This is a genomic window from Pseudarthrobacter sp. AB1 (assembly GCF_014926485.1).
Classification (GTDB): domain Bacteria; phylum Actinomycetota; class Actinomycetes; order Actinomycetales; family Micrococcaceae; genus Arthrobacter.
Genome location: NZ_PZKO01000036.1, coordinates 72,536 through 94,773 on the forward strand (window position 1 = coordinate 72,536; position 22,238 = coordinate 94,773).

General features: G+C 64.9%; 25 protein-coding genes. 9 read left to right on the forward strand and 16 right to left on the reverse strand.

Translation table 11 applies throughout. The features are described 5' to 3' along the window. The first annotated feature begins 1 nt into the window (after position 1). Together DAD99_RS10460 and DAD99_RS10465 are read left to right on the forward strand one after the other, a co-directional pair. Positions 2-1,186, forward strand: coding sequence for an MFS transporter (locus tag DAD99_RS10460; RefSeq protein WP_193341489.1), 1,185 nt, complete (start codon positions 2-4; stop codon positions 1,184-1,186). A 228-nt stretch (positions 1,187-1,414) separates the two neighbouring features. After that, positions 1,415-1,717, forward strand: a complete 303-nt coding sequence (locus DAD99_RS10465) for a lipopolysaccharide assembly protein LapA domain-containing protein (RefSeq protein WP_309233244.1) — start codon at positions 1,415-1,417, stop codon at positions 1,715-1,717. A gap of 29 nt (positions 1,718-1,746) precedes the next feature. On the opposite strand, the gene DAD99_RS10470 is transcribed toward DAD99_RS10465, so the two are convergent. Continuing rightward, the gene (locus DAD99_RS10470) at positions 1,747-2,388 is read right to left on the reverse strand and encodes a septum formation family protein (protein WP_193341490.1); all 642 of its coding nucleotides are present in this window, start codon (positions 2,386-2,388) and stop codon (positions 1,747-1,749) included. A 273-nt stretch (positions 2,389-2,661) separates the two neighbouring features. Between DAD99_RS10470 and DAD99_RS10475 the strand changes: the two genes are divergently transcribed. Continuing rightward, complete coding sequence (locus DAD99_RS10475; RefSeq protein WP_185263854.1) at positions 2,662-2,895, forward strand: DUF3073 domain-containing protein; 234 nt, start codon at positions 2,662-2,664, stop codon at positions 2,893-2,895. A 235-nt stretch (positions 2,896-3,130) separates the two neighbouring features. Then, positions 3,131-3,910, forward strand: coding sequence for a VOC family protein (locus DAD99_RS10480; RefSeq protein WP_193341491.1), 780 nt, complete (start codon positions 3,131-3,133; stop codon positions 3,908-3,910). On the opposite strand, the gene purM is transcribed toward DAD99_RS10480, so the two are convergent. The 3 genes from purM to DAD99_RS10495 form a co-directional block, all read right to left on the reverse strand. Further along, positions 3,907-5,079 carry a phosphoribosylformylglycinamidine cyclo-ligase gene (gene purM / locus DAD99_RS10485; RefSeq protein ID WP_193341492.1) on the reverse strand — a complete coding sequence of 391 codons (1,173 nt, stop codon included), beginning with the start codon at positions 5,077-5,079 and terminating at the stop codon, positions 3,907-3,909. The two genes, DAD99_RS10480 and purM, sit on opposite strands and share 4 nt — an antisense overlap. Then, positions 5,076-6,764 carry an amidophosphoribosyltransferase gene (purF, locus tag DAD99_RS10490; RefSeq protein WP_193341493.1) on the reverse strand — a complete coding sequence of 563 codons (1,689 nt, stop codon included), beginning with the start codon at positions 6,762-6,764 and terminating at the stop codon, positions 5,076-5,078. Before purF ends, purM begins: the two co-directional genes overlap by 4 nt. Positions 6,765-6,866: 102 nt before the next feature. Further along, complete coding sequence (locus DAD99_RS10495; protein ID WP_193341494.1) at positions 6,867-7,175, reverse strand: hypothetical protein; 309 nt, start codon at positions 7,173-7,175, stop codon at positions 6,867-6,869. 167 nt (positions 7,176-7,342) lie between these two features. Between DAD99_RS10495 and DAD99_RS10500 the strand changes: the two genes are divergently transcribed. Continuing rightward, positions 7,343-8,578, forward strand: coding sequence for a GAF domain-containing sensor histidine kinase (locus DAD99_RS10500; protein WP_193341495.1), 1,236 nt, complete (start codon positions 7,343-7,345; stop codon positions 8,576-8,578). Here DAD99_RS10500 and DAD99_RS10505 read toward each other — a convergent pair whose 3' ends face one another. The 5 genes from DAD99_RS10505 to bcp form a co-directional block, all read right to left on the reverse strand. Beyond that, entirely contained in the window at positions 8,579-9,001 is a 423-nt protein-coding gene (locus tag DAD99_RS10505; protein WP_185261766.1) for an ATP-binding protein, read from the reverse strand. After that, positions 8,994-9,326 carry an STAS domain-containing protein gene (locus DAD99_RS10510; RefSeq protein ID WP_185261765.1) on the reverse strand — a complete coding sequence of 111 codons (333 nt, stop codon included), beginning with the start codon at positions 9,324-9,326 and terminating at the stop codon, positions 8,994-8,996. Before DAD99_RS10510 ends, DAD99_RS10505 begins: the two co-directional genes overlap by 8 nt. Then, on the reverse strand, positions 9,316-11,286 hold the full coding sequence (locus DAD99_RS10515) for a glycosyltransferase family 2 protein (protein ID WP_193341496.1): 1,971 nt from the start codon (positions 11,284-11,286) through the stop codon (positions 9,316-9,318). Before DAD99_RS10515 ends, DAD99_RS10510 begins: the two co-directional genes overlap by 11 nt. After that, positions 11,283-12,407: a PP2C family protein-serine/threonine phosphatase gene (locus tag DAD99_RS10520; protein ID WP_193341497.1), complete on the reverse strand. Its 1,125-nt coding sequence runs from the start codon at positions 12,405-12,407 to the stop codon at positions 11,283-11,285. The genes DAD99_RS10515 and DAD99_RS10520 overlap by 4 nt, the downstream gene beginning before the upstream one ends. A 778-nt stretch (positions 12,408-13,185) precedes the next feature. Then, positions 13,186-13,665, reverse strand: coding sequence for a thioredoxin-dependent thiol peroxidase (gene bcp, locus DAD99_RS10525; protein WP_193341498.1), 480 nt, complete (start codon positions 13,663-13,665; stop codon positions 13,186-13,188). Positions 13,666-13,984: 319 nt separating this feature from the next. Here bcp and DAD99_RS10530 point away from each other — a divergent pair, with 319 nt between their 5' ends. After that, positions 13,985-14,383, forward strand: coding sequence for a cupin domain-containing protein (locus DAD99_RS10530; RefSeq protein ID WP_185261761.1), 399 nt, complete (start codon positions 13,985-13,987; stop codon positions 14,381-14,383). 121 nt (positions 14,384-14,504) lie between these two features. Here DAD99_RS10530 and DAD99_RS10535 read toward each other — a convergent pair whose 3' ends face one another. The 4 genes from DAD99_RS10535 to DAD99_RS10545 form a co-directional block, all read right to left on the reverse strand. After that, positions 14,505-14,843 (reverse strand): hypothetical protein, encoded by a 339-nt coding sequence (locus tag DAD99_RS10535; RefSeq protein ID WP_185261760.1) that lies wholly within the window; start codon positions 14,841-14,843, stop codon positions 14,505-14,507. 139 nt (positions 14,844-14,982) lie between these two features. Beyond that, positions 14,983-15,621: an SRPBCC family protein gene (locus tag DAD99_RS10540; protein WP_193341499.1), complete on the reverse strand. Its 639-nt coding sequence runs from the start codon at positions 15,619-15,621 to the stop codon at positions 14,983-14,985. Between the two features lie 98 nt (positions 15,622-15,719). Continuing rightward, positions 15,720-15,854: a hypothetical protein gene (locus tag DAD99_RS22030; RefSeq protein WP_255482181.1), complete on the reverse strand. Its 135-nt coding sequence runs from the start codon at positions 15,852-15,854 to the stop codon at positions 15,720-15,722. Positions 15,855-15,971: 117 nt separating this feature from the next. Next, positions 15,972-16,445, reverse strand: a complete 474-nt coding sequence (locus DAD99_RS10545) for a sensor histidine kinase (RefSeq protein WP_193341500.1) — start codon at positions 16,443-16,445, stop codon at positions 15,972-15,974. Between the two features lie 466 nt (positions 16,446-16,911). On the opposite strand from DAD99_RS10545, the gene DAD99_RS10550 reads away from it, so the two are divergent. Both DAD99_RS10550 and DAD99_RS10555 read left to right on the forward strand, forming a co-directional pair. Then, on the forward strand, positions 16,912-17,961 hold the full coding sequence (locus DAD99_RS10550) for a glycosyltransferase family 2 protein (protein WP_193341501.1): 1,050 nt from the start codon (positions 16,912-16,914) through the stop codon (positions 17,959-17,961). 5 nt (positions 17,962-17,966) lie between these two features. Further along, positions 17,967-18,131: a hypothetical protein gene (locus tag DAD99_RS10555; RefSeq protein WP_185261756.1), complete on the forward strand. Its 165-nt coding sequence runs from the start codon at positions 17,967-17,969 to the stop codon at positions 18,129-18,131. A gap of 89 nt (positions 18,132-18,220) precedes the next feature. Here the strand turns inward: DAD99_RS10555 and DAD99_RS10560 are convergent, their stop codons facing one another. Beyond that, the gene (locus DAD99_RS10560; RefSeq protein ID WP_227007901.1) at positions 18,221-19,213 is read right to left on the reverse strand and encodes a hypothetical protein; all 993 of its coding nucleotides are present in this window, start codon (positions 19,211-19,213) and stop codon (positions 18,221-18,223) included. Between the two features lie 514 nt (positions 19,214-19,727). On the opposite strand from DAD99_RS10560, the gene DAD99_RS10565 reads away from it, so the two are divergent. After that, a complete protein-coding gene (locus DAD99_RS10565; RefSeq protein WP_193341502.1) occupies positions 19,728-20,618 on the forward strand; it encodes a response regulator transcription factor in 891 nt (296 codons plus the stop codon). A gap of 21 nt (positions 20,619-20,639) precedes the next feature. Here DAD99_RS10565 and DAD99_RS10570 read toward each other — a convergent pair whose 3' ends face one another. Then, the gene (locus DAD99_RS10570; RefSeq protein ID WP_193341503.1) at positions 20,640-21,452 is read right to left on the reverse strand and encodes a cytochrome c biogenesis CcdA family protein; all 813 of its coding nucleotides are present in this window, start codon (positions 21,450-21,452) and stop codon (positions 20,640-20,642) included. 15 nt (positions 21,453-21,467) lie between these two features. Next, a complete protein-coding gene (locus DAD99_RS10575; protein WP_193341504.1) occupies positions 21,468-21,977 on the reverse strand; it encodes a thioredoxin domain-containing protein in 510 nt (169 codons plus the stop codon). Positions 21,978-22,238: the final 261 nt, after the last annotated feature.

Below are 22,238 nucleotides of genomic sequence, written 5' to 3' on the forward strand. Positions count from 1 at the left end.
GATGGTGCTCTATACCGACACGTTCATCATGGCTGTGGGCTTCTACATGCTCATTCCCCTGCTGGCGTTGCACTTCCTCGAAAACCTCTCACTCACGATCGCCTTCGTCGGGTTCGTCACGGCAGTCCGTTCAGCCTCGCAGAACGGACTGATGCCGCTGGCCGGCTGGGTTGCCGACCGCATCAAGTACAAAACGGCCATCTCCGTGGGCGTGCTGATCCGTGCCACCGGCTTCGCGTTGCTCGGGTCCGTGGAGTCCGCCGGCTGGCTCGTCGTCGCGTCCGTCCTGACGGGGCTGGGAGGGGCACTGTTCCACCCCGCCAGCTATGCCGCATACTCCGCCCTGGCGGAAGGCCGGGACCCGTTGCGGGTCTATTCGACCAGGGAAATGGTCTCCAACATCGGATTCATCATTGGACCCATGACCGGCGGGCTACTGGCAGGATTGGACTTTAAATGGGTCAGCTATGGTGCGGCGGCACTGTTTCTCATTGCCTTCTTCGTAACTGTCTTGGGCCTGCCCTCGGGGCTCTCTGCGGAGCGGAATGCCCCTACGACTATCCGGAAAGTGCTTGCCAACAAGGGCTTCGTCCGGTACTGCGCGCTCGCGGCCGGTCTCTGGCTGCTGGTCTCGCAGCTGTATCTGGTTGTCCCGGTCCGGGCGGGCGATGTTCTTCCCGGCCCGCTGGGCGTCGGCATCGTCTACACGGCCGGGGCGGTACTCATGGTGGCCATCATGCTTCCCCTCACCGGTTTCGCGTCCCGGCATATGTCGCCGCGAGGGATTCTCGGTGTGAGCGCGGTGGCACTGGGTTCCGGGGTTGCGGTCATGGGGCTCTGGGGGACCGTTGCGGGTCTCCTCGTGGGGGCCGGACTTTTCACGATCGGCCAGATACTGTCACAGCCCGTCATGAACTCCGTGACCGCTGACTTCGCCTCAGCCGGGTCCATCGCCTCCCACTTCGGCGTCTTCGGCCTGGCCCAGGCGGTAGGAAGCATTATCGGCAACCTCGCCGGCGGGCTGCTTTACACCCTGGCCCAGGGGAGCGGGCCGGTCGCGGACCTGCCCTGGTTCCTGTTCCTGCTGTGGGGCGGCGTGATGGCCGCAGCCTTCTGGACTCTGGGACCAAAGCCGTCCGCTCTCCCGGGATCCGACACCGGCGGGGCGGCAAGCCCCGAGCGATGAAGGGCCCGGCAGGGGACGCGGGCCTGGTGGAGGAGTACCGTTTGATATATCCGTCCGGCATTGACGGATTGCTTCGGGTATAGGGGATGAAAAAACGTGGCTGCTGATTCTGCGTCGAGTCCGTCAACCGGGCCGCGCCCCGCCTCGGGTCCGGTAAAGAAACCTGCGCCTTCCAAGCCAAAACGCTTTCCCCGGAAACCATCCCAGGACAGGGCCGGAGACGCGGATGTGACACGGGCCGGGATGATCTGGGTTGCGGTCAGCGCAGGGCTGGTCCTTTTGGTGTTGCTGATCATCTTCATTCTGCAGAACCAGGATCGCGTGACCGTGAGTTATCTTGGGGTTGCCGGTGAGCTTTCCTTGGGTATGGCGCTGTTCATCGCGGCAGTGGCGGGCGGAATTCTCGTCGCAATCGCCGGAGCAACCCGGATCCTCCAGCTGAGAAGCCAACGCCGCCACGCGCCCGGCCCGCCGCCAGCTTCGCCGGGACCTGCGGCAGCAGGCCGGCCCGAATCCAAGCCCGGTCTTTGACGCCGAAGACAACGACGAGTCGCACAATTTTAGGGCAGCACGCTGGCGTTGATGACGTTTCCGCCGTCGGCGGTGACGTAGCAGTCCACGCGCCGGTCTCCCGATTCCCAGCTGGTGCTGCTGGGGTAGGCCCGCTGGAAGTTCAGCGTGTACTCGTTGGCTGCCGGCGCCAGCCTGGCCGCCTGGCAGGCTTCCAGGGCCTTGGCTGCGAGGGCCTCCCGGCCAGGATAGGAGCCGACGGCGGGGTAGCGGAAGACGGCGACGAGCTGGGCCGAGTGGCCGGTATCGCAGGCCACTACCGTTGACCGCAACGCCGCGGGGTCAAAATCCTTGAAGCAGTCGCCCAGCCGGTAGTCCGGCGGCCCCACGCCCTCACGGGGAAGGGGGAGCGGGGTGGCAAGCGGAGTGGGCAGGATTTCCACGACCCCGGAGCCGCCGTCGCCAGATGACTCGGGCGCCCCGGAATCCAGCCAGACTGCGAGCCACACCAGGCCTCCTGCCACGCCGAGCAGAACCGCCACAAAGAGTGCCTTCAGGAATGTTGATGCGCCCCGCCGGCGCTTCCGGGGCGAGGGCTCCGTTGCAGGTGCCGCGACTGCCTCCTGCGGCAACTCCGCGGTGGGCGGAGCGCCAGGTTTGGGCGGGATGGGACGCAATTCCTGGTTGTCCATCCGGATACCCTCCTGGGTTTCGCCTCGGCATGCCGCCTGCACCGTGGACCGGATCGGCATCTGATGAACAGACTCTATCCAACAAAAAAGCCGGGAACGTTGCGCATCGCGGCGGTAAGGGTACCCGACATGTCGTCCACGCGCATGGGCAGGGCAGCACCGGGCGCGGAAAGCATGTAATCTAGGTGTTACGACAAATTGACCAAACATTCCGGGGCCTCACCGATAGCCAAGGTGACCACCTCCGGTCCGAGTACAAAAGGGGGTCACGCCATGGGGCGCGGCCGTCAAAAGGCAAAAGCTACCAAGCAGGCTCGGGATATTAAGTACTATTCCCCGAACACTGACTATTCGGCCCTTCAGCGCGAGCTCAAAGGTCCTGATGGTCGTGCCACGAGCCATTTCGCGAATGACCCGGTTGAACCGGACTATTCGGCTTATGTGGATAAGTACGCGGACGATTTGGAAGAAGACGACGACGAGGTAGACACCCGTCGGATCGGCTAGCTGCCGCACGCCGGTCCCGCCGCAAGGCGCCCGGCCCGCGACACTGCAGTACGTTCGGACGCCGCATTTGTTCGTGAGTACAGCACTTCTTTTCAGCACCCGGATCCCAACGGACCCGCGGTGCTGGCCTCAGTTATCAGGCCCGCTGCCTGCGCCGGAACCCGGTGCCGGCGGCGGGCTTTTTGGTGTTGACTGGAGGCATTGATGCGCTGTGCCGCCCGCGAAAGGACCTCCCATGTCAGGAAACCCCTCATCCCCCGGCTACCGCCACGGTGAACCGTGCTGGGCTGATGTCCAGACCCGGGACGTGGAAGCAGCCAAGGCCTTCTACGCAGCGGTGTTCGGGTGGACCTTCAAGGACCTGCCCACGCCCGATGGCCGCAACTATGCCCAGGCGTTTGTGGGGGAGGACCTCGTGGCCGTGGTGGCGCCGCAGAACCCGCACCAGGAATCACTCGGTACGCACGCCCAATGGAACATCTACTTCGCGGCCGAGGATGCAGGTGCGCTGGCTGAAGAAGTCCCGCACGCGGGGGGTGAAGTGCAGTTCGGCCCCGAGGAAGTGGCGGACACCGGCGTGATGGTGTTTGTGGATCCTCCCGGCGGCGGGACCACCGGCGTGTGGCAGCCCGGGACGCACGCGGGCTCCGGCCGTTACAACGAGGCCGGTGCGCTGTCCTGGACGGAACTGCTGACGCCGGAACCGCGGGCCGCCGTCGGGTTCTTCCAGCAGCTGTTCGGCCACGAGGTGACCGAGTATCCCCAGGACGACGGCGGCACGTACAGCACGCTGATGGTGAACGGTGCGGAGGTGGCCGGGATCGTCGCGGCCGAGGCGCCTGCCAGGTGGCAGATTTACTTCGGCGTCACCGACGTGGCCGATGCCGTGCGGAAGGCCGTGGCGGCGGGGGCGGAAGTCCTGATCGCACCGGAGCCGGATGACGACGATACGCCCGGCGCTACGGCCACCCTCAAGGACCCGCAGGGCGGGGTGTTCAGCCTGCTGGAGGTTTAGGCGTACGCGTTGACCAACCGGACGGCGCCGCCGTCTACTCCCTTGGCGCCCTGGACGTAGTCCGGTCCGGTCTTGAGGATGGAATCCGAGTCCGCGGTGACGGTCCCCATGATCCAGGACGGCACGCCGCGGTCGTTGAGGCGGGCCACGGCGGCGTCGGCAGCTTCGGCGGACACGATGGCCACCATGCCCACGCCGAGGTTCAGGGTGCGCTCCAGGTCTGCCAGCGGCACGTTGCCCAGCTCGGAGACCAGCTTGAAGATGGCTGGCAGCTCCCAGGTGGCGCGGTCCACGGTGGCCACAAGGCCCTGCGGCAGGACGCGGGCAAGGTTGGCGGCCAGGCCGCCGCCGGTGACGTGGCTGAAGCCGTGCACGGCTGCACCTCCGGCGGAGCCGCTGACCGGGAAGGCGCGGGCCAGGTCCAGGCAGTCTGCAGCGTAGACGCGGGTGGGTTCCAGCAGTTCCTCGCCCAGCGTGCGGCCGAGTTCGGAGACCTGGCGGTCCAGTGCCCAGCCGGCGTGGTTGATGACGCGGCGGACCAGGGAGTAGCCGTTGGAGTGCAGGCCGGAGGAGGCCATGCCGATCACAACATCGCCGGCGCGGACGCGGTCCGGGCCCAACAGGTCGGAAGCCTCAACAACACCGGTGGCGGCACCGGCAACATCGTATTCGTGCTCGCCCAGCAGGCCGGGGTGCTCGGCCGTTTCGCCGCCCACCAGGGCGGTACCGGCGACGGAGCAGGCCGCGGCAATGCCACGGACAATGTCCGCGATGCGCTCCGGGACAACCTTGCCGCAGGCGATGTAGTCGGTCATAAAGAGCGGCTCGGCGCCCACCACAACGATGTCGTCAACCACCATGCCCACCAGGTCAAAGCCGATGGTGTCGTGGATGTCCATGGCCTGGGCGATGGCAACCTTGGTGCCCACGCCGTCGGTGGACGTGGCCAGCAGCGGTCGCTTGTAAGTCAGCAGGCGCGAGACGTCGTACAGGCCGGCGAATCCGCCAACGCCGCCTATCACGGAGGAATTGTGGGTGGCCTTCACGGCGCCCTTCATCAGTTCCACGGCGCGGTCGCCGGCTTCAACGTCAACACCGGCGGAGGCGTAGGTGATGCCTGCAGGGATCAGCGGGCTGTTGCCGGCGGCGGCGGGGGTTGCGGAAGTCATACGGACTCTTTCTTTTCAGCGCCGGGGGTGTTGGCTACGTGGTGGATAGCGGGCACGTGGTCTTCGTCGGTGAGCAGGTTCTCGAACTCGGCGTCCGGTCCCGGATCGCAGCCGGTGGCGCCGGCCTTCTCCGCCGGGTCCTCCTCGTCGTCGATCGAGGAGACCGTCAGCGCGGCCGTTGCGCCGGGGAGGGCAGAGGGCGACGGCGTGAGGCCGCCGAGGTCGGTGCGCTCCAGCAGGTTCTTGCCCAGTTTGTCCGCGCCCGGGAGCGTGATGGGGTACTGGCCGGTGAAGCAGGCGGTGCAGAGGCGCTCCCGCGGCTGCATGGTCGCGTTGATCATGCCGTCTTCGGAGATGTACGCGAGGGAATCGGCGCCGATGGCCTGGGAGATTTCCTCGATGGTGGCGCCGTTGGCGATCAGCTCGGCCCGGGAGGCGAAGTCGATGCCGTAGAAGCACGGCCATTTGACCGGCGGGGAGGAAATCTTGATGTGGACGGACGCGGCGCCGGCCTCGCGGAGCATCCGGACGATGGCGCGCTGGGTGTTGCCGCGGACGATCGAGTCATCCACCACCACCACGCGCTTGCCGCGGATCACGGACTCGAGGGCGTTCAGCTTGAGCCGGATGCCCAGCTGGCGAAGGGTCTGCGAGGGCTGGATGAACGTGCGGCCCACGTAGGAGTTCTTGACGAAGCCGTGCGCGAAGGGAATGCCTGATTCCTCGGCGTAGCCTACGGCGGCCGGGGTACCGGACTCCGGGACCGGGATGACGATGTCCGCGTCCTGGGTGTTTTCGCGGGCAAGCTGGCGGCCCATCTCAACACGGGACTCGTACACGGAGCGTCCCGCGATGGCGGCGTCCGGACGGGCGAGGTAGACATATTCGAAAACGCAGCCAGCCGGCGTCGCCTCCGCGAAGCGCTTGGACCGCACGCCGTCCTCGTCGATGGCGATGAATTCGCCCGGCTCGATTTCGCGGATGAAGCTGGCTCCCACGGTGGCCAGAGCTGACTGCTCGGAGGCGACCACCCAGCCGCGCTCCAGCCGGCCCAACACCAGCGGGCGGATGCCGTAGGTGTCGCGTGCTGCGTAGAGGGTGCCTTCGTCCATAAACACGAAGCAGAAGCCGCCCTTGATCTTCGGCAGCAGCTCCAGGGCCGTCTGTTCGAGGGTCTTGCCCGCTTCGCCTTCGAGCAGTGCCGTGACCAGGGCGGTGTCCGAGGTGTTGCCCTGCTTCATTTCGCCGCTGAGCTGGCCGCCGTTGCGTTCCAGGATCATGGCGTTGAGCTCGGCCGTGTTGGTCAGGTTGCCGTTGTGCGCCAGGGCAACGGTGCCGGTGCTGGTGGCACCGAGGGTGGGCTGGGCGTTGGCCCAATGGCTGGCTCCGGTGGTGGAGTAGCGGCAGTGTCCCACCGCCAGGTGCCCGGTCAGGGTGTTCAGCGTGGTCTCGTCAAAGACCTGGGAAACGAGCCCCATGTCCTTGTAGACGTTGATCCGCTTGCCGTCACTGGTAGCTATACCAGCCGACTCCTGACCGCGGTGCTGCAATGCATACAGCCCGTAATAGGTGAGTTTTGCTACTTCTTCACCTGGCGCCCAGACCCCGAAAACGCCACAAGCGTCCTGAGGTCCCTTTTCGCCAGGGAGAAGATCATGAGAAAGTTTTCCATCGCCGCGTGCCACTGGTCGATTATCTCATGAGATGAGGTAAGACTTTTCCGCCGCGGCCATTGTGACCGGACCGCAGGCCGGGCGAAGGCGCTGGTTCCTGTGTGATGCCCAGGGCTACGTGCCGTCGTCGGGCTCTGAATCAGGGACCGCTTCGACGATGGCGCGTTTCTGCCGCCTGACGCTCCGCCGGTCCAGCAGCAGGGCCGCCACGGCGCCCAACACCGCGCCGACGGCGCCGAACATGATCAGGAAGAAGCCGAACACTGAGCCGCGCTCAAAGGATTCGTCGCCGGGGAGCCCGTACGCGACGGCGGCAGCCACCGCTGCGCCCACCAGGGCGCCGAGGATGAGGAACGGCACATATTTCGGTGCCCGGCGGACGGTGACCTCGCGGCGTTCAGCGGGGGTTTCTTCAAAAGCCATGCCCTCAAGCCTACCCACCATTGCGGTTGCCCTATCACTTGTCGCTGCCAAAACGGCGGCGGAACGGGAGCTGGGAATGACGGAGCATCCGGGCGGACGGATATCATCAGCCGGGGGACCGATAGCAGCGCTGATGAAAGTGCTGATCACAGTGGGGACAGGAGAGCATGAACGGCGCAGTCACTTACAGCCACGAAGCCGCGGAGTCGGCCAGGACAACCGGTTTGAGGGAATACGGGTTGGTGCCCGCAGAGGCTGGCGAAGCCCCCTCGCTCCCCGACGCAGAAGCCGCCAAGGCGCTGGATAACCTGGTCCAGCTGGCAGCCCGGCTTTGCGCTGTTCCCTACAGCGTGGTCAATGTCATTACCGAGGGCCAGCAAATCCAGATTGCGGCGTTCGGCGTGGACGCCAGCGTTTGCAGCCGCGAGGACTCAATGTGCGCCCAGGTCTTCCTCCCGGGGACAACCACGGTTGTGCAGGACGCTTCCCAGGACCCGAGGTTCGCCGGGAACCCCTTTGTCACGGGCGAGATCGCCAAGGTCCGCTTCTATGCTTCGGTTCCGCTGCAGACTGCCTCCGGCTTGGTCCTGGGCTCGCTCTGCGTTTTCTCCGATGATGCGGCCAGCCCGCAGGCCGAACAGATTGCGATGCTCGAGGTTCTCGCCCAACAGGTTGTGGAGCTGCTGGAACTCCAGCACCGCACCCTGCAGCTGAACGACGCGCTGGCGGAACTGCGACGCAGCAACACCGCACTGGGCGACTTTGCGGGCCGGGTCAGCCACGACCTCCGCATTCCGCTGACCACCATCCTGGGGTACGTTGAGCTTGCCGAGGACGACCCTGATATTCCGCAGGGCAGCGCCGCCGCTGAGTACTTATCGCGGATCGCCGGCAGTGGCCGCCGCATGCAGGCCACCCTGGAGGACGTCCTGGACTACTCCAAGGTGGGAGGGCAGCTCTCCCGGGAGAGGTTCTCGCTGCTGGCCGTCACTGCCGAGGCTGCCGGTGACCTGGGCCAGGCCCTGGGCGGCACCAGCGGCATCCACTGCGACGACGCCGAGCTCGTGGCCGACCGGGCGCAAATACGGACCCTGCTTCAGAACCTCATTGCCAACTCCCTGAACTACAGGAGCCCCGAACATGCCCTGCACATCAGCATCAGCGCGGTGACTGGCGAGACGGGAACGGCCGTGTCGGTGGCGGACAACGGCAAAGGGATCGAAGCGGCAGACAGGCAGCGCGCAATGGAACCGCTGGTCCGGCTGCAGCGGGCCGGGGACGGTCCCGGGTCAGGGCTTGGCCTGGCCACATGCCGGCGCATCGCCAAGGCCCACGGGGGTGAGCTGCGGATCAGCGAAACGCCGGGCGGCGGCACCACCGTTTCCGTCTGGATCGCCGCGTAGCTAACTCTGTGATGTCCTCGTGAGGACCCATGTGTTGGTGCCGTCCTGCCGTTCGAACGTCACGGTGGTGACCAGCGCCTCGATGAGCGCAAGGCCGCGGCCGGACTCCGCGTCGTCGTCGGCCGTTCCCGGTTCCAGAGGGCCGAACGGAGGCTTGGCGTGGTAGGCACTGACCCTGGCTTGCAGCTGCGTGGTCCGCACGCTGATGTCCACCCCGAGCTCCACCGGCCGGGCCGCCGCCGGATGCGCGTGCTGGACGATATTGGACGCAGATTCGACCACCGCCGTTGTGAACGTCATCTGGTCCATGGCCTGGACGAACGGGGCGTCCTCCCAGAGCTTGTCCAGCTCGTTGTGGACGGAGTCGATGGCCTCGGCCGTGGACAATCCCCGGAACGTCCGCCGGGCCAGGACCTCAGTCATTGCCGAACGCTTCGTCAGCCGAGGCGTAGGACGTCAGCACCCGGTCCATGCTGGTCAGCTCCAGGACCATCTTCACCTGCGGCTGAACGGCCGCGATGCGTAGGTCTCCGCCGGCCTGGCGGGCGGCCTTCAGGCAGCCGATCAGCGCGCCGAGTCCTGAGGAATCCATAAACGCCGTGTTCTCCAGGTTCACCACGATCCGCGACGAACCCCCGGCGATCACGTCGGTGACGAATTCGCGCAGCTTGGGCGCCGACACCATATTCAGCCGCCCGTCCGCCTTGACCTCCGCGTACGAATCCTTGACCTCGTAACTAAACTCCATCGGATTTCCTCTCTCCTGCATCAACGTCCACAGCCGATTCGTAGCCCTTGTACAAAACGGCCCGGATTAGGATGCTCATGACCACCAGGTCAAAAATAACCCAGGCCACGTTCACCAGCGTGCCAAGCGGCTCGGCCAGTCCTGTGGCCAATCGGATAATCCCGACCACCGAGGCCACCGCCAGCAGCACACTCACCACAAGCTGGGGCCGGATGAGGCTCCAGCTGGGGCCGCCGGTCTGGCGGGCTTTGGGGGTGACGGCGAACCCGAGCGGGCGGCCGAACCAGACGTTCCGGGCCGCCGTCGAACACGCCTTGATCCAGGTGGGGAACAGCGCGAGGCTGTACTGTTGTCCGCGCCAGGTGGGGATTCCGCGGCCGGCCACCGCGAACAGGAGCTGGTTGGCGACCATAAACGGGATGAACCGCAGGAAGAAGTCCCAGCTGAGGCTGGACACCGGCAGGACACCCAGCAGCAGGTAGATGATGGGGGCGGCGAAGTAGATGACCGCCGCGTACCCGCTGAGGTAGGTCCACATGGTGGCGAAGTACATCAGGCGCTGGCCGATCTTCAGGCCTTTCTGCACCAGCGGGTTCTCGCGGAGCAGCACCTGCATGGTTCCCTGCGCCCACCGGAGGCGCTGGGTCAGCATGGTCTTGATGTCCTCGGGCGCCAGGCCGTAGGCCAGGATCTCGTGGTGATAGACACTTTCCCAGCCCATGGCATGCATGCGCATGGCCGTGGCCATGTCCTCGGTGACGGAGATGGTGGCCAGCGGCATGACCGGCTGCGCTTCGTCGTTCCGCTCCACGTTCAGGGCGTCCAGGACTGCCTGCACGGATTCCAGCGCGCCCAGCGGCGACCAGTCGCGGGCAGACATACGCTGGACGGCGTCGTCGGCCACCACCGGGACGCCGGTGGCACCCACATGGGCGAGTTCCATGGCGGCGATCTCTTCGAGGTCGGCCTGCAGAGCGGACATGTCGGCCTGGACCAGCGTCTGCACGGCCGCGTCCACGCGGCGGCGGACCCGGTACGTGATCTCACTCATGGCTTCGCCACCCGCCAGCTGGGCCTGGGCTTCCAGCGTGGCTGCCTCCACCTCGTCCAGCACCTCGGCCACGAGCGGGGTGCTGGTGTCCGCGGATTTGCGCGCCTGGCGGATGGCGGAGCGGGAGGCCGTGAGGGCGCGGCGGATGCTTTTTTCGGTCTCCTTGACGTAGCCCATCAGGCCCAGCTGCATCAGGGCTTCGCGCCGGAGGATGGCGTTGGAGCCGCAGAAGAACGCCGCGTTCCAGCCGTCCTTGCCCTGCTGGATGGGCCCGTAGAACAGCGGTGCCTGGCTGCCGAGTGGATCGTGGGCGGGCACGTTGCTGAAGTACTGCGGCGTCTGGACCAGGGCCACCCGGCGGTTGTTGAAATAGCCCAGGGTCTTTTCCAGGATGTCCGGCTCGGGGATCTGGTCCGCGTCCAGGATCAGCAGGAATTCACCGTGCGTGACCATCAAAGCGTTATTCAGGTTGCCGGCCTTGGCGTGCCGCGGCACGTTGGCGGTCCAGGCGTCGCTGCGGGTCACATAACCCAGCCCGTGCTCTTCGGCCAGGGCCTTCAGCTCCGGGCGGGCGCCGTCGTCAAGAATCCAGGTGCTGTGCGGGTGTCGGATGTTTTGGGCCGCCAGTGCCGTGGTCATGACCATGTCCAGGTCTTCGTTGTACGTGGTGATGAAGACATCAACGGTGGCATCGTGCGGCGGGGCGGGTGCTCCCTTGCGGATCTTGAGGTGCCACACGGTCATACCGAACAGCATTACGTCGATGAGGCTGTAGGTTTCGGCCACCACCAGGGGCACCGCAATCCACCAGGCATCCCAGTTCAGCGACGCCGCCCAGCGCCAGCACACGTAGTTCAGCCCGAGGACGACGGTCAGAACCACTACCAGGCGGGTCCAGAAGCGGGTCATGCGGTTGCCGCCTCGGACAGGCGGCGGACCACCACCACGGTGACATCGTCATCGGCAGTTTCGGCAGGCGCCAGCGCCAGGATGGCGTCACAGGCGGACTGCGCGGAAACCTGGCCGTTAGCGGCGGCGAGTACTGACCCGGTGAACTTCTCCACCGAGTCGAAGACGTCCAGTACGCCGTCGCTGACCACCACCAGGGAATCGCCCGGGGCCAGGCCGACGGCGGACTGGGGCCAGGCTGACCCGGCCCAGGCGCCCACCGGCGGGCCGCCGCTGGGAAGACGGTGCACCGAGCCTTCTGCGGTGATGTGCAGCGCCAGTCCGTGGCCGGCGTCGACATAGCTGACGACGCCGGAGGCGGCGTCCAGGCGGGCATGGAAGAGGGTGACAAACGAGTTGGAGGAATCCAGGTCCGCCGCGATGGTGCTGCTGGCGGCGGCGAAGGCTGCGTCCAGGTCCTGGCCCTGTCCCGTGGACCGCATAACGGCCCTCACGGTGGCCGCGATGAGGGCGGCGCCCATGCCTTTGCCCATGGCATCGGCGAACGTCAGGTGCAGGCCCTCGGGCGTGCTGTACCAGTCGTAGAAGTCACCACCCACGCTGCGGGAGGGGCGGAAGACTCCGGCGACGTCGTACCCGTCCACCCGGACGTCCTCCTGGGGCAGCAGGCTTTGCTGGACCTCGGTGGCGCGTTCCAGCTCGCTGGCCGCGGCTGTTTCCGCGGCTGTGTCCACCACGGACGGCTGCCGGCGGCGGAACAGGGCATTGATCCTGGACTGGAGTTCGCGCGGGCTGAACGGTTTGCTGATGTAGTCATCGGCGCCGTTGTCCAGGCCCGTGAGCTTGTCCAGTTCGTCGGCGCGGGCGGTGAGCATCACGATGAACCCATCGGAGAATTCACGCAGGAGCTTGCAGACTTCCAGCCCGTCCAGGTCCGGCAGGTTCAGGTCCAGCGTGATCAGGTCAGGCTTGGCGCGGCGGACTTCCTCCACACCGGGCAGCCCGGCCTCGGCCTGGGTGACCTCGAAACCCTGCTTGACGAGGATCCGCACAAGTAGGCCCCGGATGTCCGGATCGTCCTCAATCACAACGGCACGGCGAAGTTCGGGCATGGAAGGCATGACTCTACTTCTACAGTATTGGGGCCGGTGAAGCATGTCATAGATATGACAAGGGGGCTGGAAATCGCTCAGGCTCCGGGCAACCCGGGGCTGGCGGCCATGGCGTGGCCCGGTCTTGCCGGAAAACTTGCCTGCCCTTGATGGGTCCTTGAGGCTCCGTGGCCACACTCGAAGAACCAACTACGAAGGAAAACGCGGACTGCCGGAGGACGGTGCAGGAGTTATGGAAGCAACGGAATCCGTCAGGCTGCCGGGCAGGCAGGCACGCTCGTGGCGGCTCCTGAAACAGGGCCGCCGCCCGCGTAGCACCGTTCACTACCTGAGCCATTTCTGGCGGCTCCGCTCACTGTCCCGCTCGCTGGCCCAGGCCCTGGGTGAGTCTTGGGAGGCCTCGAGCTGGCCCGGGGACCGGCTGGCGGTTGGCATCGAACTCTCGGACAAGGTCGAACAGCTGACCCGCCTCCTGAACCGCGAAACCCAACTTCACGGCCGTCTGGCAGCCTCACGAAGCAGCCGTTCCCTGCTGACCCTTTCCGTGCCACACTGGAGGACAATCAAGTGGCTGGGGGAAACCAGGTCAGGAGATTGCTGTGCATTGGTTTACCGGGTGGGCGTACTTCTTGGCGGGACTCATAACCATGGACGCGCTGCTACTGGCCTTGTGGCTGATCGACATCGACTGGCCGAATAACTGGCGGAAAAAGCCCTGATTCGGCGCCCGGACTTATTTCTGTCGCTATGCCTGACTCCCGTTTGTGGGCGCCTGCGCCCCGCCGGACTAGATCCCCAGGGACTCGCGCAGGGCAGCGACGTGGCCCGGCGCCTTAACCTGGTACTGCGCCAGCGCCACGTTGCCGTCGGGGTCCACCACCACGGTGGAGCGGACCAGGCCTTCGACGATCTCGCCGTCGACCAGCTTTTCGCCCCACGCACCGTAGGCCAAGGCTACTGCGTGGTCCTCGTCGGAGAGCAGCGGGAAGGTCAGGGTGAAGTCGCCGGTGAAATCGGCCAGCTTCCCGGGGGCGTCGGGGGAGATGCCCAGGACTTCATAGCCGGAGCCCTGGAGGGATGAAAGGCTGTCGCGGAAATCGCAGGCCTCAGTAGTGCAGCCGGGGGTTGCCGCCTCCGGGTAGAAATACACGATGACGTTTTTGCCGCGGTAGTTGGCCAACGAGGTTTCCTTGCCCGCGGCGTCCTGCAGGGTGAAATCGGGGGCCTGGGTACCTGGCTGAAGTTTGATGGTCAGTTGGGGGCTCATGGCGTTCCTTCGGGAGACTCTGATGGCAGAAGTACAGGAAACCAGTGAATCTGCTTTCCACTTTGAACGACAACTCCGGTGTCATTTGAAGTATTCCGGCTGGTCCAGCGCTGCGAACTATGCAGGGGACCTTCTTCGGCCCCGCGACCGTCCGGCGGACCCATTGACTTGAGGCGCCGGATGGATACGGTTAGAGATACACCTGATTGGTCTCCGCAGTACGTGATCCGCGCTACTTTGCCGCCTGCCGGTATCCACTTACAACCGCTTGGTCCCAGCCCTAAGCGCCCGCCGAAAATAATCCCTAGGCTGTGTCCCCATGACCGCAAATTTCATCAGAGCTTTGGCCGTTAAATCCCTGGATATCCCCGACAGAAAACGGTGTCCGGACAAGGCCGAGTTCGATTTCGTCACCGTCGATGACTACTCCGTGGCCCGCCTCATCCTCTCACCAGGCTGGCGCTGGTCCGAGTCTGCCAAGCCCATGGAACTGACGGACTTCTGCGAGCACAACCACCTCGGCTACTGTGTCTCCGGCAGTCTGGAGATTCGGACGTCCGACGGCGTGAGGTCCACCATCCATGCCCATGACACCTATGCGCTGCCTCCCGGACACGATGAGTGGGTGGTTGGCTCCGAACCCTTCGTCGCCATTGAGTTCCTGGGCGCGGCGTCCTTCGGCCGGCCGCGGAGCAGGGGACTGCACGCGCTGATTTGAGCCCGCGGAGCGCCGGAGCCGAGAGTGAAAGATTGCCTCGTGCCAAGGGTTAGTGTTCGATGGCGGCCGGCCAGCCGCCATCGAACACTAACGCTGGAGGCGTCCTAGCTGCAGGACTTCGTCAGCTGCAGAACTTGGTGAAGGCGGCGCCGGCTTCCTGGTACCTGGGCCCCAGATCGGCGAGCTTGGCCTCGTCCGGGGTTTCCTTGGCGGACTCATCGGTGAACTCGATGATGGACCCAAGCGCAGGCTTGAGGTCATCCGATGCCACAACTTCGATGGGTCGGATCTGGTTGGCGAGTCGCACCAGGCCGGTCTTGCCCACGTTGGTCGCGGGGTTCGACAGGACAGCCTTGACGCGATCGCAGGTCTCGGGGGTGGAAAGTTTGGTGGGCGTTGTGCATGCTGAAGCGGAAAGCACGAGGCCGGCAGCGATCAGGGCGGTGGCGAGTTTCTTCATGGGTCCCTCAGTAGTCGATTGAGGTCTCGATTGTAAGCAGAGACCTAAGCAGCTTGCCGATCCGGGGGCTCAGGAGGGCGGAGTGTGACCGCGCAAGGAGGCGGCTTCCACCGCTTGCGCGGGGCCGGGCAGCGGCCAGTCAGCGGTCGCCCAGGTTTCCGCTGAGCGGCGGGATGGCGCCGCCGTCGTGGGGTTTGTGGCCCTTGCGTTCAGCCGCGCTGTGAATCTCGCCGTCGGCTGTTCCGTCCGACTCGCCCTCCAGGTCCACCAGGCCGCCGGTCTGGTCGAAAGGGTGCGCGTAGCGGTTGTACGGGGACGGCTCGCTGGTCGGGGCGGATTCCCGCCAGGCCCCGGTGGCGTGGCCCTCGTGTTCGATGAATTCCTTGAACTGCTTCAGGTCGTGTTCCGCCTGGCGGGCCACGACGTGGAGCAGGTCGCCGACCTTCTCCACCATGCCCTCCGGCTGGTACTCCAGAGTGAGCGAAAGCTGGGTTTTGTTGCCGCCGGCGTCGGCGAATTCCACGGCGCCGGAGTTCCTGGCCCCCTCTGTGGACGCCCACTCAATCCTGCGGTCCGGGATCTGCTCCACGATGGTGGCTTCCCAGTGCCGACGGACTCCGGCAATGTGGGCCACGCATTTCAGTCGGTTGTCACTGAGCTGGGTCACGCTCTCGACCCCACCCATAAACCGTGGAAAATCCTCAAACTGAGTCCACTGGTTGTAGGCCGTGCTGACCGGCACATCAACCACAATCCGCTTCTCCACTTTGCTGCTCACAACGTCTCCTTTGTCTGGAACGATCTGATGACAAACTGAATATAAACAGTAGGCTTACCATATCGCCGTCGGGGCCCTGGAGCCAGAGGGGAGGGTGGCTAGTCTTCGTCGGTGTCGGCGCCCTCGGCAGGTTCCTGGGAATGCATGCGGATGTCGGTGGGATCCGCTGTCTCGTCCCCTTCGGCCGGAGCCTCGCTGTGGATCCGCTGCGCCGCTACTGGCTTTTCCTTCATGTCAACCTCTCCCGTGGTGTGTGGAATGTGCCTCATTCATCATTCAGCGCCTCCCACAGCCGGGTGTCAATAACCACTCAACGGGCCAGGCCCGCCACGGCAGAGCTGCCGCGGACGTCAGTCCAGAGGAAGGGTGACCGTCACGGTGGTGCCCTGCCCTGGCGTCGAACGGACGCTTGCGGTCCCGCCGGCCTTTTGCGCCGCCACGGACATCAGCCGCAGCCCGTAGCCGTGGTTCCTACCGCTCGAGGCGAGTTCGCAATCAAAGCCCGTGCCGTCGTCGGACACCACCAGGCGGACGCCGTGGCTAACTGCGGATAACTGAACGGTGAGCTCGCCGGCGCGGGCGTACTTGAAGGCGTTGCTCAGCGCTTCGCGCGCTGATTGGTAGAGGAGGGACGCGCAGTCCGCCGGGATCTCGATGCCCCAGTGCGGAGTATCCCAGCGGACTGCCGTTCCCTGCTGACGGAGAGGCCCGGTCAACCGGTCAATGCAACCGGCCAGCCCCAAGGTGTGAAAGTCGAGCGGGTGATGATCAGTGATCACGCCATCCACCACATCGACTTCGTCCAGAGCTGATTCGTTCCCCATGAATCTTCCTGCTTCCCCGCTGTTCTTTTGTGTTGCTAGCTCCAGCGTGGACCGCCAAATGCATGGGTTGCGAAGGGTTGGCTCAAGATTAGATCAAAATTTTACGGACAGATCGGCGTCGTTTTGCTCCAGGGCGGCGGATGGTCCTGGGCAGAACCTGTGAATAGAGGAGCGGCGCGTCCGACGGCGGGCGCCAGCTCAGTGCCACCTGCGCCTTCTCAGCACCGCCTGCGCTAAGCCCGGCCGCGTTGAGATCTTCTTTACCAAAGCTTGTACTTTTGTTGCCGGTTCTCTGCCGGTGGATTGCGTTGCCCTTGGAAGAGTCAAAGCACAGCAGGATTCGATGACCCTTTTATGTGGAGATAATTAAGCTAATGCGTGCCGCGTCACAATTTCATGAAATTGTTCACCCGCCTCACCCGGAAATACCGGCCTTTATTGCGGCCAAATCATTGCCCGCGTTTCCGTGATTACGGTCCTGATTCCGGCGCACAATGAGGCGGCGGGCATCGGTGCAACGCTGAATTCCTTAAAGTCGCAGAGCCGCCGCCCGGACAGGGTGATCGTGGTGGCAGATAACTGCACTGATGCCACGGAGGCGATAGCTCTCGCCGAGGGCGCCGAAGTTCTGCGCACCGAAGGCAATACAGACAAGAAGGCGGGTGCCCTGAACTTCGCCCTGGGCGGGCTCCTGCCTGGCGCCGGGCCCGAAGACCTGATCCTCATCCAGGACGCCGATTCCCAGCTGGCCCATGACTTTGTGGAACGGGCCGTGGCCCACTTGCGGTGCGATTCCCGGCTGGGCGCCGTGGGTGGCGTCTTCCGCGGCGGTCACGGCGGTGGGTTCGTTGGGCACCTGCAGCGCAACGAATATGCACGGTATGCCCGCGACGTGAAGCGGCTCAAGGGCAAGTGCCTGGTGGTGACGGGCACCGCGGCCCTGTTCCGGGCGCGTACGCTCCGCGATGTCATCGCGGCCAGGCTGGACGGGTCACTGCCGCCGGGCAACGGCCGCGGCGGGGTGTACGACACCTCCGTCCTGACCGAGGATAACGAACTGTCGTTTGCCCTGCTGACCCTGCGGTACCGGATCAAATCGCCTGCTGACTGCAAGCTGGTGACCGAGGTGATGCCGACCTGGCGCGAACTGTGGGCACAGCGGCTCCGGTGGAAGCGCGGAGCAGTGGAGAACTGCGTGCAGTACGGCTGGACCCGGGTCACGCGCCCATACTGGGGCCGGCAACTCCTGGCCTTGGTGGGCGTCCTGATAACGCTGGCCTACTTCGGCACGGTGGCGTTTGCACTGGGCACGGGGGCCGGGCTGAACATTCAGCCGTTCTGGCTGGCCGTGACCGGTGTCTTCGTGATCGAACGTGTGGTCACGGTCCGGCTGCGGGGATGGAAATACATGCTCGCGGCCGCCACCATGTACGAGCTGGTGATCGACCTGTTCCTGCAGGTGGTCCATGCCAAGGCGTACCTGGACGCAGCCCTCAACAAAAAGAAAGCCTGGTAACAATTATGTATGACAACCCAGCAGCTCCGGCCGCAGCCGGAATGGGTTCCGGAACCCTTGCCATGACCGGTGCGGGTGATATTTTCTGGTTTGCACTGGCAGCTTTTGCCCTCTTGGCATTGGGTCTGGCCATCAAACGGATTGTTCCGGTCCGAGGCGATAAGTCCTAGCGTTCTGTCGCAGGAGCCAACAAACGAACATAGGCCCAGGACATCCGGAAATCCGGACGACCTGGGCCATATGTTTGGGCCGGACGTGGTCAGGTGACGACGCTCAGCATGCTGGAGCATCCGGCGGAGTCGCACACCTTATAAGTGGTGGTGTTGCCGCCTTTGAACTGATTGGCAAAGCTGCCGGTGTTAGGCACGGATTTCTGGACGCCGTTGATCCAGAGCGTTACGTAATTGCCCGTGGCGCCGGACCACTTCAGTGTTGTGGTGTTAACGCCCTTCGTCTTGGAAGTTGTGGCTGAGAGCTTGATGGCCGAGGAAGGCGCTGGAGCCGGGGCTGAGGCCGCCGGGACGAACGAGAAGTCCCGGACCGTGACCGATTCCGGTTTTACGTGGGCGGGATCCCCGCCTCCGCCGCCGGTGACCCAGAGGTTAAAGTGGACCTGCTCCTGGGCCGGCACCGGCACGGTGGAACCCTGCAGGACCGTCCGCTTCAGGAGGGTGCCGGCGAAGCCCTCGCCAGCGTAGGTTTCAAAGGTCAACTTGCCCGGCTCCCACACCATCCGGTGGGTGGTTATGGGGCTGGCCGTCACGTCAAAGACCACGGTGTTGTTGCCTTCGCCGGGCGCTTTGGTGGCGTCGAACCAATATCCGTGGCCCTGTCCGACCGGCCATGACTGGCCGTAGGCGGCACCTCCGCCCCAGGCGGACGCCTCGCAAAGGTCGATTTCGTTATGGCCGGGCTCGGCGAGGGGATCGTAGGTGAACAGGCACCCCCACACCACTTCCTTCTGCAGCAGACTGAGGTTTTTCTCCACCGTGGTGCTGTAGGTGCCATAGCCGAACCCTTTGCGGGTGGACTGGAATTCAGCCCCCACCGGCGCGTCTCCGGAAGGGTTGGTTAGCTTCAGCGTGACATGCCCGTTGGAGTCCGGATTGACGACGTTCGCTGCGGCAAAAAGCCCGTTGTAGTGCGGAGCCCCGCCCCAGAAGCGCTTTTCCCAGTTGAACCCCTTCCAGGAGAAGCTTCCGGCGGGGCCGGGATCGGGGGAAGTGGCGTCCGCTGCTTGCGCGGCTGGCATGCTCGCCAGCAATGCCAAGCCCGCGGCCGCCAGCATGGCAAGCGGCCTGAGCGGACGGGCGGAACCTGAAACGGGTAACCGAAAAGAAGCCATGCGTGCCCCTGACGTCTCGTTCTTAGTGAGAATCCTGCGCCCCCTTTGAGCACACGATGATCATCAGTCACATCAGTCACAGAAAGCAATAGCCTCCGGACGATGGCCTGGCGTAAATCAACTAATCAAGAAATGCGCAGTATTTGCTCAAGCTCAAGAATTGGGCAAGGTGTCCTCAATCCCGAAAAAAAGGCAATGGCTGTGTGTAGGCTCAATATTCTGCGCGATATCGTTAATCGTTATTGAAAAGCCAATCCGCATGGCTAGTGACAACGAATTGCACGTGGAATAGCTTGGAGGGTTTGCCGGGGAACAATTCCAAGGGCGCAGCGACATGCTGGCTCTGTCCGGCACGTCGCGGGGCTCCGCTAAGGGGCGAACCCGGCGTGGACGCAGCAGCGAAAATTTATGGGGAGCATGGATGGTAGAGCGGGGCATCGCAGTTGTGGTCGAAGACGACGACGACGTCAGGGAATCCCTCAAAGAGGTGCTCCAGCAGTCTGGCTTTGCCGTCTTCGCAACGTCCTCGGGGATGGAAGGCGTGGAGACTGTGCGGGAGCACGACCCCGTCATTGTGACCATGGACGTTGGCCTCCCGGATTTTGACGGGATCGAAGCCGCGCGCCGGATCCGGACGTTCAGCGACGCGTACCTCATCATCGTCTCGGGCAGGGTGGAGGAGGCCGATGCGCTGATGGGCTTCGAGGCCGGCGCAGACGACTATCTCACCAAACCGTTCCGTCCGCGGGAGCTGCGTGCCCGGATCGCGGCCATGCTCCGGCGCCCGCGCTCGCGGAATTCCGCGGCGGGCGTCACTGCCCCGGCTCACCCTCCGCAGGCGGTGCAGCAACGCGCGCCTCAAGCTGTGCCCGCCGCCGTCGCTGACGTTCCACTTGCCCACACCGGCGCAGCCCTCCTGTGCGATTTTGAGCACAATGGCCTGACCCTGCACGAAGGCACACGGTCCACTGCCATCCACGGGGTGCCGTTGGATTTGACGCGTACGCAGTTTGATCTTCTTCTTGTCCTGATGGAGAACGGACGAGTGGTGCAGACCAAGGCGGACCTGGTCCGCCGGCTCCGGAATGAGCCGTACAACACCGGCTCTTTCGTTACTGCCGGTGAGGAGCGCGCCGTCGAAGTCCACCTCGGCAACCTTCGCAAGCGGCTCGGTGACAGTTCCCGGTCTCCGCGTTGGATCGAGACCGTGCGTGGAGTGGGGTACCGGATGGCGTTCCAACGTTTGCCTTCGGTGCCGTCAGCTCCCGCGAACATCGGGGATCACCTGGCAGCCGGGCAGCTGGTGCCGTAGCAGGGGTTTTGACCCGCCGCCCTACCCCGTCTGCGGGCCGTAGACCACAGCGGCGTCCGGGCCACCGGCCACGCCTTGCTGGCCCCGGCCGCCCAACTGGTCCTGGTGGTCCGGTGACGAGTCGAGGAAGCTCTGTTCCAGTGACACGGTGCCCAGGAACCCGTTCTCGATCAGCCAGGTTTCGACGGCGCGGACCTGCCCGGAGGCGATCAGCAGCCCCACCAGGATCAGGAAGACGCCGAGGCCTCGGCGAAACGTGCCCTGGGGGTTTGTGGCCCAACCCAGGCGTTTGGTCACTTTGCGTCCGCCAAGGGCCACGAACAGCAGGACAGCCGCCAGGCCCAGCGTGTAGGCGGCGAGGTTGCTGAGGCCGACGGTGAAGTTGGCTGGGAGGACGACGGCGAGGATCAGCCCGTAGGTGGGGCTGCAGCTGGTAAAAGCAGGGCCAAGGGAGAACCCGAGAAGAACGCTGCGGGAGGTCCCGCTGCGCGAAGCCGTGCCCGCGGACAGCCGGCCGGACGCTTCCTGCAGTTTGAGCCGTTCCGAGATCCAGTCCCAGGCCCGGGGGAAGGCGAGCGATGCTCCGATGAACGCCACCAGGGCCCCGGAGATAATCAGCCACGCGTCACTGGGCACCCCCAGCAGCACGGTGGTGGCCTTGATCAACAGGGTGAAAAGCACCACTGAGACGGCCAGGCTGGCGATGATGATGTAGGGTGCCCGGCGGTTCGACTCGGCAGCGGAGCCGGCGAGGACCACCGGCAGCAGCGGCAGGACGCAGGGGGAGAGGACGGTGAGGATGCCGGCGAGGAACGCGAGCGGCAGGAGTTCCATGACGTACCGCCGGCGCTAGCGGATCTCCTTGACAAGAGCATTCAGATCCCGGCTCAGGCTCCACTTGGCGATCTGCGAGCCGTCCGGCTTCACCTGCACGAGGGTGTGTTGGAGGGTCACGCCGTATTTTTGCTTGAGCGCGGTCTCGGAGTCGTAGTCCACTTTGAGGATTTTGATGCCGGCAGGGATGCTGGCGGCATTTGCCTCGATGTCGGAGGCGAGCAGCTTGCAGGTGGAGCACCAGGTGGCGTGGAAGAACAGAACGACCGTCTCCGTCTCCGACGCCGACGATACAGCCTCGGGGGTGTAGGTGGTGAAGCTGCCCGCTTGTCCGGCACTTGCCGCTGGCGGCGCCGTGTCGGGCGCCGCTGCGGACGGTGCGCTTGCCGGGGAAGTGGCCTGCGCTGCGGTGGTTTCGCCGGCGGCGGACGAGCCGGTACTGGTGCTGCCGGGTGCGGCGCAGGACGAGGCGCCCAGGGCAACCAGGACGCCCGCCAACGCGATGGACAGAAGCGGCTTTTTCACAGGTGCACCTTTCAGCGACGGCGGAAGGTTCCGCCGACTTCTGCCCCAGCGTAGCAAGGCCCTGGACCGGCTTCTGTGTCCCAGCACACACAACGGCGGGCGGGTCAGAGGTCAGCAGCTGGAAACAGATCATCCAGGGCCATGCGCCGTGGAAACTTGGTCCGCCAACCGAAAAGCTGCCACTCCATTTGGGTTCCCTTCCATATTTTGGGGGAGCGTGCCTCGATAGCATGAAGAGACCGGACAGAGCCGTCCGGACAG